Raw genomic sequence first — 11,788 nt, forward strand, 5'->3', positions numbered from 1 at the left:
CTGACCGTTGAACTCCCCGGAAGCACCTGGGCAACGCCTACTCTGCGATCAAACAACCGATCCCGCTCTCATCGGGCGGGAAGTCATTCACGGTATATCGTCTGCATTCACGATAACACTCGGAGGGGAAATCCCCCTCTTTTTTTTACAAAAGTTTACGTGTTTTCTCCCGGACCATTTCCAGGCAGTTGAGAGCCAAAAATCAAAAGTTGGTTTATGGTGATATTGCAATATTTTTAAACTTAAATTTTGATGGCTAACTTGAGATTTACCCTCACTTATCTTTGCAGCTACACCATAAAAATTTGCCTGAAATTCTCGTAACATCCCCCGGAGAGGCTCTTAAAAAAAACTGAAAACCCCCTTGACAGTCAAAAGCAGAGGCTCTTTAATGGAGAAGTTCAGAGGATTAAAGAGGGTAGCGCCATCGCTCCACTCTTTAACCCTTACTCACTTCAAACCCGACAAAACAATGATTATCTCTCTCAAGGCTTATCAAACCGTTGCTCAAGCTGTCAAAATGCCGAAACTCAGTGCCGTCTTGGGTTTACTCACCCTCGCCACTTTAGGCATTGCACCCCTGCCTGCTCAAGCTGGGGGATACCGCGTCAGTGGGGATAGTGCAGTAGTGCAAACCAGTGAACAACGTGCGGTTGTAACAGGCAATGGAAACTTTGTTGACCAAAATTCCACCCAAACTAATATCGATCGCCGGGGGGGTGGAGTCGGAAACCAAGGGGTTGTTCAGGACCAATTGCAGAATGCGGATGTTTACGGACATCACAATCAAGTGCGGCAAAGCAATCGTCAAACTACTGTGGAAGCGGATACCACACGGTTTGCACCTCGCCCTCGTCCTCACTATCAAAAGAAACATTAAGGCGATCGCCTGTAAACGACTCCCGATCCTGACGTCGGGTGATATCTATCCCGACGTTATTGCCTTTACTCACGGTATCAATCATGTTCACACATTTGATCCGAGTCAGTCTGGCTGCTATCCTTTCCACCGGGGCGATCGCCACTCCCCTAGCGGCACAAGTCTCACCGGGCAACAATCGCCCCCCGCTTCCCTCCATTGATCAACAAACGGCGATTACCGGCAACGGTAACACCGTTAACCAAAACATCAATCTGTATTATGTTGATCCCCCGGGTCGGATCTTTCCGAATTCCGCTGTGCCATCCTCCAACCGCCTACACCAATCGATTAGCCCCAGTCTTATCCGCACTCCGGCTAATCTTCCCCACGCTTCTTCCCGAAACCATCAAAATTTTATCCGCCACTAATGGCCTAATTTTGATAATTCCGTGAAAGCGATATCAGAGTCAATCTCGGTGCATCCCCTTTATTTTCTGTCAGTTCATCGGTAAGGAATCACTTCCTTTTTGCTTCTGTATTTAGTTATCATCCTCGGAAAAGTTCATGAAAAAATCTTCATTTCTAAACAGTTTATCCATTGCCGCCTTATTCAGCATTGCCCCCCTTACTACGGATTTAGCTGCCGCGCAATGTGTGCAAATTGATACCGGCGTGCAGATTTCCATCAGTGGCGGAGGTCCGGCCCAGCAAACCAATACCGTAGACATGGGAAACCAAAACAGTTGTGGTCGCAATGCCACCGTTACCACAGGAACCCAAATTCATGTTGGACCGAATCGGGCAGTTCAAAACCGTTCTGTTCGTCAGTCCGTCCAAGGGGGAGAGCGATCGCTCAGGCCAAGCAGCTATCCCGTGCAGATTCAGGTCAATCCTAAAATCCACGTAGATAATCCCGCCGATCGCCTGAACTCTATTAATAATCCCGCCCTTCGCTATCGAGAACAACTGCGGTTAATTGAGTAATTGAAAGGGATTAAACGAATGAGTTAGATTGACCGTTGTTTGTTTTGTAGTTAGGACCAAAATAATGTATAGAACCATAAAATTTGTGGGGTATTTAATCAAACCGCCCCACGGTGTGAAATGGGTTGCCTTGTTCACATCCTTAGCCGCCTTGATGGTGGGTGCGACTCAGGCCCAGTCCCAGATGTCAATTGAGGTCGATGATCGCGGAATTCGAGTAGAATCCGAGGGCGGATTGAGTATTGAATCCGTCCGCAGTCGCCTAGGGCAACAGACTCACTTAGACCGATCGCGATTTGGGTGGATTATTTTTCCGATTGATCGCCCCGTTCTGTTATCTCAGTCGGCGTATTCCCGGCAGTCCCGCCGAAGTACCCTGTCTCAAACCCAAGAAACCACCGGGATTACTGTGGATTCCGACCCATTAGCCCTGGAAGTTTGGGGCGATCGCGGCACTTACATCAATGCCGAGATTGTGATTGATGGGAAAGTGGTGGAAACCATTCGCGGCAACTATACGGCGATCAACCTCTCGTCTTATCTCAATCCCGGCACAAATGAAATTGAAATCACCGGGAATTATACGCCCGCTAATTCTAACATTTATGTGGAGTTAACCGGCGATCGCAATATGGTCAGGCATGAAACAAGTGGTACAGGCCGCCTCAATCAAACCCTGCTTCTTGACCAGCGTTGATTCGTGAGATTTAGACTACAGTTGGCGTCGGTCCAGGTGAGAAACCGGATTTTTTTACAAAGTCTATAGCAATCCACCCCCAAAAAAGCTCCTAAAATCCGGTTTCTTGTCTCTTTAATTGAAATATAGCAAGTCTAAATCCTGCTGACCTCGTGCCGAGGGAACAAGAGCGGTTACAACTCATTGAGAATGACTATATTTCCCTAGGCGATTCCAGTTTCCTATAAATCGCTAATAATTCCTCAACTCCATGATGGAATTAGCTCCCGGACGATTCCCCGTAACAAATGTGCCTTTCCATGATGCCAGTCTGAACCTAGGGAGTGATAAAACAATGCAATTTTCATCGATTAATTTTCCCTCCCGGGATTGCCGGTCAGGATTAAATTTTTATTCCTTTATTTCCATTCTTTGAAGACTTTTCTCCTTCATAGAAACGACTTGGTAGATGGGAGCATCTCAAGAACGAACAGATCACCGCCCTCCCCAAGAATCAGGGGAGGGCGGTGATCTCAGGTCTTCGGGCCTTTCAGGAGATGCTCCCCGGTATATTAGACCGCTTGCAAAATTCTCTCAAGCCGATTGGCCTTCCCAAGGGGGTTGGGGCGATGAATCCTTTTTTTGCAAGAGGTCTATTAGCCCACCTCCTTAAACTTAGGGTTCAGAATCCTTTATTAGGGGTTCCCCAGGTAAGGTGTCTGGTACTTTAGGGGAATAAGCTCCTTGTAAGGTCCAATCATTCATTACATCTTTAACTAATAGTTCCTTCAACCAAACTTGTAACACCGCCACGATGGGAAGGGCCAGAAATAAACCGAGAAGACCAAAAAACTGAGAAAAAATCAGCATAGAGGTTAACGTAACCGCCGGGGGTAAAGAAATTTCATTTTCCATGATCATTGGGGTTAAAACTAGCCCTTCTAGCTGCTCAATCGCCAGGTAAAATGCAATGACTATCACCCCTTTCACCGGGGAATCTATGAATGCTAGGGCGATGGGTGGAATGGAACCGAGAATTGGACCCAGATTGGGAATGTAGCTCAGTAAAGCGGAAATAATGGCGTTGACTAATGCTAAGGGGACGCCTATTACCCATAAGCCTATTCCACTGACGATCGCAATAAAAACCATGTTAAAAATTCGTCCAATTGCCCAACCCACGATATTTTTTTCGCATCCCTGGAGAATTTCATCGACTCGGCGGCGATAAAAAGCGGGGAATATCAGCATAAAACTCTGGCGATAGAGGGCTGGATTGGCTAATAACATGATGATTAGCACGAGGACGAGGAGCAGGTTTAGTACAAAATCTAACGAGTTGGAGAAAATATTAAAAAACCCGCCGAACCAACTTAAACTGATATTGGGAATTCGTTCAGCTAAGAACTCACGATTTTGGATGTCCTTAATGAACTGGTCCGGAATAATATTTTGAAGCCATCGATACCACTCTCGTAACTGGGCCAAAGTTTGGGGAAGCAGTTCTAGTAATTCTTTAAATTGAGCAACCACCGTGGGGAAAATCAAGATAAAGAATAAACCAATGATAGCGAAAAGGAGGCCAATTGTCAGGGCAATGGCTACCCCCCGCTTGAGACCCGATCGCTGTAATCGACGCACCATGCGGTTAAGCACTGTAGCAAAGGCGATGGCGGCAAAAAGCAGCAGTAATACTGTCTTAATTTCCCAGAGAATAATTAAGGAGACAATAAAAGCGATTGCTCCAATCAAGTTACCAAAAGTCAATTTTCCACCTCTTTTATTATCAATTTGAGAAGTTCCCCTGCTCCTGGGCTTTTAATGGGTCAGGGCTGCCGGTGATGTCTTATCAGATAGTTCCATCCGGGGACTGGACAGCCCTTCACCATAAATGCTCATGGTGGAGGCGACAATTAGCCGTTACACAGGTTGCTCGATCAGGGCTTCTAGGAGTACAGCAGTGCCCAGGTTATTGGTGTGAGTATATTTGATAAGTTCATACATACTTGGCCCCACTCCCACCATCGCCGCGAAGTGATAGACCGCATTAATGCCTTAGAGGGCTTGGCGCACGGTGTCTAAGTCACGGATATCCCCCACCACTAGCTCGGCCTCCCTCCGGATGCAAATAGTCTGGGCGGCTGGCATTGAGTCCGTGAATTTGGGGGGAAAGGTTATCTAAGGCGCGAACGGGATAGCTGCACGGGATCGGTTCATCGGGTAAATGAGAGCCAATAAATCCCGCTCCCCCTGTAATTAAAATATGTTTATTCAAATGAGGTTTCTCCGCAATTAATCCAATAAAAATGATAAATGGAATAAGAGAAAACTCAGGGATTTACTCTTATAAAAAGATTATTGTGCCTGGAATCTCCCTGGGGAGTCATCCCCCTTGAGACAGAGTTGTTTAACTACATTTGTTGCTGCACTCAAGTCTCGGGCTTGGGGGAGTTATTCTTTAGCGCTAGGGCCGATCGCACCTGTGGCAGGAGTGTTTCAGTCCGGTGCAATTCATCTTCCCAAAGGAACAGAGAGAGTCAACTTAACCCTCTTTGTTCTCATACGGAATCCGGTTGTCAAAGGTCTGTAAAAACCCGCAGCGTCCAGCCTGGGGCTATACGGAGGTAGACGCGCTAGCGGCTTCCCGAAGGGTAGCCCGAGAAGCGCGGGCTAAAAGCGAAAACCGACTTTTAACAACCGGATTTGGTATCAACCCTCTATAAACCCGCCTTCGATGGGTCACCTGTTACCGGGCGATCGCCGGAAAATGATATATATGATCGACTATTAAAACGGGTTGGTCTATGTATTCTGCTGCCAACTGCTCTGTAATATTCCTATCCCCAGTCAAAGGACGCTCTGGCCCAATTTCCGAGGGAACGAAAGGACGTGAAACCCCCGTTGCCATAACACTTTGACTCGGTTGCCAGGGGGGCGAGTTCGGGGCGATCGCCAGCAAATTGTTCCCTCCCATCGCACCGGATACATCCAAGGTAAACGAATCCGTAGCTATGCTTGCCGCCACTTCCCCGGGGACTGCCACCCGATGATTATAGTAGCGCGTCGGATTGTTGCTTACTTCAGCCGCTTCCGGTGAGATGGCGATCGACTGAGCGATAATCGCGGGTTGGCCTTCATACTCGGCATACAAGGTTGGCTCAAGTTGAATTCCATACGCCCGTTCGATGTCCACAGGGATAAACCGGACCACCGTCCCCGTAATTTGCAGTGGAGTTTGAGGGTCGAGGGGGACAATTACCGGGACTCCCGAGGCATTAATCGCTAAAATCGTTTCGCTGCCGAATACCCAGTCATCCTGGATTGTGAAGCTGTGGGGACTGATTTGGGCGACGGGTTCAGCGCGGATTGTGATCATCTTTCCCAGCAGTTGTTCTGTGCGTTCTATGGCCTCGGATGAGGCAACAGGCTCAGGCTGTTCTGTCTGAGTGTTCAGGGGACTGTCCGCTTGACAAGCACCGAGGAACATGACTATCAACCCCAGGGTGAGGGGGGTGCGCCGGATGGTGCGGCAATGGGGTAGGCGATCGCGACTCTGTAAATTGAACATGATCAAGCGGGTTTCTCCTTCTGTGAGGGTGGTGAGGGCGGAGGTTCGCCCAGGGTAGTTTGAGTGAGCCACGATTAGCTTTTTCCGCCTGCCCTTTGGGTGAAAGCAACGGAGTGAAGGCTTGGGAGACCGTTTTTCCCCGGTTGGGGGCTTTCGGCGGTCATAGGTACTCCAGTTTTCTACTTTAAAAGAAAGGGAGATGGTCTCACCTCTGCCTAAAGAAAGAAATGCCCGTAGACGGTGGAATTTCGGGTAAATAATTCCCTGGGAATTGAGTGAGTTTTTAACTGAATTCTTCCCGGCGATAGAGCCAAAAACTGCGGTTTACCCGTTATTCTAAACGTGAGAGAAAATAAATCTTTAGGGCGAGTATTCCGAATGGCCAGCTCAACTGGGAGGGGGGATTCGGTTTGGGCTTGTACTCTGGACTTTGCTGTTGATTCACCCGCTAATTTTTATGAAACATAACCGCCCTAGTCACTCGATTTTAAATGTTTTTTTCGCCATTGCCTCGATATTTCTGCTTTTTATTCTAGGGGCTGTATTTCATGCAGTTTATAATCAGACTTCCGAGCAATTGGCTCCGGAACCAGAGACCCCCCAAAGGTTAGAGCAAGAAGGCGATGTGCGGTGATCAATTCCGCCGTCTTAGGAGTCAATTGGCTGGGGACGCAGAAATCTGCATTGACGATAGAGTAGAGTCTAATGATCCCGTTCCGGGTTTTTACGGTTGACATTTTCTGAGTGCTATAGTATTATTCACTGATAAAATCTACTGTTTTCCTTCCGTCATCCAGGAGCGGATGCTACCTCACGGGGACTTTAACCCGGATGCTAGAGGACAATGTAACAGTGATGAGCAAGGCGAGTTGGGTTCACCCCGGAATTGAGATGGAGAGGGGTCAGGGATATGAAAAGCTGATTAAAGTTATTACAAGAATTGGACTCATCATAACCTGTACCTTCCCGTGAAAGACTATGCAAGACCAATTTCTCACGATTCTTGAGGGCATAACTGATGGTTTGGCCGCCTGCGATCGGCAATGGTGTATCACATACATCAATCAACGGGGTGCAGAAATTGTGGGAAGGAGTCAAGAGCAATTGATCGGGACAATTCTGTGGGAGAGTTTTCCGTGGGCGATCGCCTCGTCGTGGAAACGGGAATTTCAGCGGGCGATCGCCCAAAGAGTTTCCGTAGAAATTGAACAGTTTTACCCCAACCTGAATCGCGGGATCAAAGTTAAAGCAATTCCCTCAGAAACTGGGCTCGTCATTTATTATCAGGATATCACCGACTCCCCCAAACTTCGCACCTCCCACGACGGTGAGGAAAGAGGGGCGCAAGGGGGAGAAAGGGGCGGATCTGGGGTGGCGATCGCCTCGGCAACAACGGACCGCTTAGAACAGGTGAATTCCACCTGGGTGAAAATCCTGGGGTACGAGGTGGAAGAACTGATTGGCACTTCAATTTTCGACTTATTTTCCCGAGAGTGTCACGACCAACTTATTAACACCATCTGTTTAGCAGATGCCGGGGGTTTTCATAGATTTGACTCCCTACAGTTCGGGAAAGAGGGCAGGCAAATTAGAGGAATTACTGAGGTCAATTCCATTAAAGATGCAGAAGGGACGTTACTGTATCGGGTCTTGACCCTGACGGAGACAGATGCCGAGTACCGACCCTCAGAAAGGGTTGTAGGGAAACGGATCGAGATCACCGAGTTAGATCAGGCGATCGAAATGTTAGAAAGCATGACCGATGCTTTTATTGCCTTAGATCGGGAATGGCGAATTATTGAAATTACCGGAAAAACGGATCGAATTAATCAGAAACTGCCGGGAGAATTAATTGGTAAAACCCATTGGGAAGTGTGGCCTTGGTCCCTGGGAACGGAAGTGGAACGGGAATATCGACGGGCGATGCAGGAACAGGTGGCAGTTCATTTGGAAGTGCTATATGAACCCTTAAAAATACAGTTAGAGATTCGGGCTTATCCTTCTAATCAGGGGTTATTTATTTATTTGCGGGATATCAGCGATCGCAAGCAGTCGGAAGAAGCGTTAAAGCACAGTGAACGCCTGTACGAAGCGATCGGGGAAACCCTGAAGTATGGAATCTGGATCTGCGATCGCGAGGGTCGGATGATTTATGTGAGCGAATCCTTTCAGAAGCTCATCGGACTTACTGTAGCCGAATGTGCGGGATGGGGATGGACCCAGGCGCTGCATCCCGAGGACCGAGAGCAGACCCTCTCTTTATGGGAAACCTGTGTCCGAACTGAGAATATCTGGGATAGAGAGCATCAGGTTCGGGGTGTAGATGGCAACTGGTATCCCGTCTTATCCCGAGGTGTTCCTGTCAAAAATGACCAAGGAGAGACGATCTGCTGGGCGGGAATCACCTTGGATATCAGCCGTCAAAAACAGGTGGAACGGGAACTGCGCGATCGCCAAGAGCGTTTACAGGCGGCGCTATCGGCCTCAGAAACGGGAACCTATCGCTGGAATATCCAAACGGATTCCGTTGAGTGGGATGAGACAATGAATCGGCTGTTTTGCCTATCAGAAGGCTATGTACTGACGACGTTACAGGAGTTTGTCTCCTTGATCCACCCGGAAGACCGAGAAGCCCTCAAAAGTGAGGTAGAAAAGTGTGGTCAGGCGAGTGAGGACTTCGAGATGGAGTTCCGAATACTCGGTTCCGATGGTAGCATTCGGTGGATTTTTGATAAAGGAAAGACCTTCACCGATGAGGGGGGTACTCCCCTGTATTTGACCGGCGCTTGTGTAGATATCACCAATCAGAAGCGGATGGAGGAAGCGGTCCAGATTGGACGGGAACGCCTGGATTTAGTCTTGGACTCGTCGGAGTTGGGCTTATGGTATTGCGACCTTCCCTTTGATAAACTGGTGTGGAATCAAAAGTGCAAAGAACATTTTGGACTGCCTCCAGAGACTGAAGTCACCATCGCTATATTTTTTGAGTGCTTGCATCCGGAGGACCGCGATCGCACTCAAGAAGCAATTAGTCGGGCGATCGCCGAGGCTACCCCTTATCAAATCGACTATCGCACCGTTGAGCCCACGGGCAACATCCGCTGGATTAGAGCAATGGGACGAGCGTTTTATACAGAAACGGGACAACCGATCCGGTTTGATGGAATTACAGTTGATATTAGCGATCGCAAACGGGCCGAGGAAACCTTAGAGAGTAACCAAAAATGGTTAACCTTAGCCCAAAACATCGGCAAAATAGGGATATGTGATTGGGATTTAGAAACCCGGAAAATTATTTTCAGCGAAGAAATGCACGCTATTTATGGACTATTGCCGGTTAACTTTGATGGGACATTACAAGCCTTACTAGAGCAGATTCATCCCGGTGATCGGGCCAGAGTAGAACATCAAGCGCGGTGTTGTACCCAGGATGGAGTCGATTTTAATAGCGAATTTCGCATTCAGTGGCCCGATGGTCAGATGCGGTGGATCGTCGCCAAAGCTAGAGCATTTCAGGATGAAAGGGGAAAGCCGGTCCGGGTGATTGGCGTTAACATGGATGTGACCGATCGCAAGTTAGCCGAAGAAGCGCTGCGGGAGAGCGAACAGCGGTTTCGCGTCGCCCAAGAACTCTCTTTGGACGCCTTCACCATTTTGCAAGCCATCCGCGATTCCACAGGAGAAATTATTGATTTTCAGTGGGATTATGCTAACCCCAAAGCTGCCGAACTGTTGGGGTATTCCCTGGATGAATTAGTGGGTCACCGTCTCAGTGATCGCCTACCGGGAAACAAAACTAATAGTGAGCTATTTCATCGGTATGTCCAGGTGGTAGAAACCGGGATTCCCCATGACATCGAACTGGAATACAAAGCCGATGGGATTCGCGGGTGGTTCCGGAATATGGCAGTCAAATTAGAAGATGGCGTCGCGATTTCTTTTAGTAACATCACTGATCGCAAATTGCAGGAACAAGAACGATTACACCTGCTGGAAATGGAACGAGAAGCGCGATCGCAAGCGGAAGTTGCCAACCGGATTAAAGATGAATTTTTGGCCATCTTATCCCATGAGCTGCGATCGCCCCTCAACCCCATTCTCGGCTGGACGCAACTCCTCAAAAAAGGTACACTTTCCCCGGACAAAACCCTCCAAGCCTTGAACAGCATCGAACGAAATGCCAAATTACAAACCGAACTGATCGAAGACTTGCTCGATGTTTCTCGGATTCTGCGCGGTAAGCTGATTCTCACCGAAAAGCCAGTGAAACTCGCGGAAGTGATTGACTCGGCGATCGAAACCGTCCGTCTAGCAGCTCAGGCCAAATTTATACAAGTTTACACCGAGTTTAATCCCGAAGTGGGACAAGTTTTAGGAGATTCTAACCGTTTGCAGCAAGCTGTCTGGAATCTCCTGTCCAACGCCGTCAAGTTTACCCCGGCGGGAGGACGAGTCACTGTATATCTCACTCAAGTGGCAGACTACGTGCAGATTCAGGTACAAGATACGGGAGCAGGAATTGACCCGGATTTTTTACCTCATGTCTTTGAAAGCTTCCGACAAGCGGATAGTACCACCACGCGCACCTTTGGCGGCCTAGGGTTAGGACTGGCGATCGCCCGTCACTTAGTCGAATTACATGGCGGCAGAATTTGGGCGGACAGTCCCGGACCGGGACAGGGGGCGACCTTTACCGTGAATCTGCCCTTGTTACGGGAGTCTCGGGAACCCTCTCCCCCGGAGTCCAGCGCCCCGGAGTTGCCGAATTTACAGGGTATAAAAATACTGGTGGTCGATGATATACTTGATACTCGGGAGTTTTTAGTTTTTCTCCTGGAAATGGAAGGTGCAAGGGTACAGGCAGTCGAGTCAGCAGAGATGGCAATTTCTATGATTAGGGACTGGCAACCGGATATTTTGATCAGCGACATTGGAATGCCCGAACTCGATGGCTACGGCTTAATCCGCACCCTGCGATCGCGCTCACCCCAGGAAGGGGGAACCCTTCCCGCCATCGCCGTCACCGCCTACGCCGGAGAGAGCGATCGCCAAGCGATTCTCTCCGCCGGATTTGATGCTCACATTCCCAAGCCTGTCGAACCCTTAGAATTAGCCCAAGCGATCGCCCGGTTGCTTCCGCGATCGGTACAGGTAGAATAATCCTAAATGATTTGTCATAAAAATAGCGAGCAAGATGCTCTCACTCCGCAGGGCCTGCTTAGAGGACGAGACATACCCGGGCAATACATTTTAGGATAGAGTACACTGAAAGTGAGCCTCTAAAACTTAATCTCATCCCGGAAAATTATTTCCTTATCCGCGCATTTTGAGGGACAGTCTATTCAACTCGATGAATCCTACCTGATTGAACCCAATACTAAACTAATCGTTACCCTCGTCCCCGAACAAATAGCAGGACAAGAAACCTGGTTTTTTCTATCTAGCCATCACCTGAATAATGCCTACAGTGACGAAGATGATTACCCGGTGGATGCAATTAAAATAGCTAATTATGATTATGCAGAAAGATGATTATGAATATTTTCGGATCGGTGGAGTGAGTATCCAAATTCAGCCGGAAGTGGCCAATTTTGACGATATTATTTCTTCTGGTGAACCAGACTTTTCTGTTCAATTTCAAAAGAAAACGATCGCCCGGTTGCTTCCCCGAGGCGATCGCCACTTTTCTGCTAACTAA

Annotated in this window: 9 protein-coding genes; 6 read left to right on the forward strand and 3 right to left on the reverse strand. The window is 48.4% G+C overall.

The window, feature by feature from the left end; genetic code table 11:
• The first annotated feature begins 472 nt into the window (after positions 1-472).
• The 4 genes from NG792_RS02940 to NG792_RS02955 all read left to right on the forward strand — a co-directional run bounded on the left by NG792_RS02940 (position 473) and on the right by NG792_RS02955 (position 2,543).
• Positions 473-880 (forward strand): hypothetical protein, encoded by a 408-nt coding sequence (locus NG792_RS02940; protein WP_261234447.1) that lies wholly within the window; start codon positions 473-475, stop codon positions 878-880.
• Positions 881-963: 83 nt separating this feature from the next.
• Entirely contained in the window at positions 964-1,290 is a 327-nt protein-coding gene (locus tag NG792_RS02945) for a hypothetical protein (RefSeq protein WP_261201665.1), read from the forward strand.
• Between the two features lie 136 nt (positions 1,291-1,426).
• Positions 1,427-1,846, forward strand: a complete 420-nt coding sequence (locus NG792_RS02950; protein WP_261201666.1) for a hypothetical protein — start codon at positions 1,427-1,429, stop codon at positions 1,844-1,846.
• 64 nt (positions 1,847-1,910) lie between these two features.
• Positions 1,911-2,543, forward strand: coding sequence for a hypothetical protein (locus NG792_RS02955; protein ID WP_261201667.1), 633 nt, complete (start codon positions 1,911-1,913; stop codon positions 2,541-2,543).
• Positions 2,544-3,197: 654 nt separating this feature from the next.
• Here NG792_RS02955 and NG792_RS02960 read toward each other — a convergent pair.
• The 3 genes from NG792_RS02960 to NG792_RS02970 form a co-directional block, all read right to left on the reverse strand.
• Positions 3,198-4,289: an AI-2E family transporter gene (locus tag NG792_RS02960; RefSeq protein WP_261234448.1), complete on the reverse strand. Its 1,092-nt coding sequence runs from the start codon at positions 4,287-4,289 to the stop codon at positions 3,198-3,200.
• A gap of 316 nt (positions 4,290-4,605) precedes the next feature.
• Positions 4,606-4,797 carry an NAD-dependent epimerase/dehydratase family protein gene (locus NG792_RS02965; RefSeq protein WP_261201669.1) on the reverse strand — a complete coding sequence of 64 codons (192 nt, stop codon included), beginning with the start codon at positions 4,795-4,797 and terminating at the stop codon, positions 4,606-4,608.
• A 471-nt stretch (positions 4,798-5,268) separates the two neighbouring features.
• Entirely contained in the window at positions 5,269-6,162 is an 894-nt protein-coding gene (locus NG792_RS02970) for a hypothetical protein (RefSeq protein ID WP_261234449.1), read from the reverse strand.
• A 906-nt stretch (positions 6,163-7,068) separates the two neighbouring features.
• Here NG792_RS02970 and NG792_RS02975 point away from each other — a divergent pair.
• Positions 7,069-11,250 (forward strand): PAS domain-containing protein, encoded by a 4,182-nt coding sequence (locus tag NG792_RS02975; protein WP_261234450.1) that lies wholly within the window; start codon positions 7,069-7,071, stop codon positions 11,248-11,250.
• A gap of 352 nt (positions 11,251-11,602) precedes the next feature.
• On the forward strand, positions 11,603-11,788 hold the full coding sequence (locus NG792_RS02980; RefSeq protein WP_261234451.1) for a hypothetical protein: 186 nt from the start codon (positions 11,603-11,605) through the stop codon (positions 11,786-11,788).

Source organism: Laspinema olomoucense D3b, from assembly GCF_025370785.1.
In the GTDB taxonomy this organism is placed as follows: Bacteria; Cyanobacteriota; Cyanobacteriia; order Cyanobacteriales; family Laspinemataceae; genus Laspinema; species Laspinema olomoucense.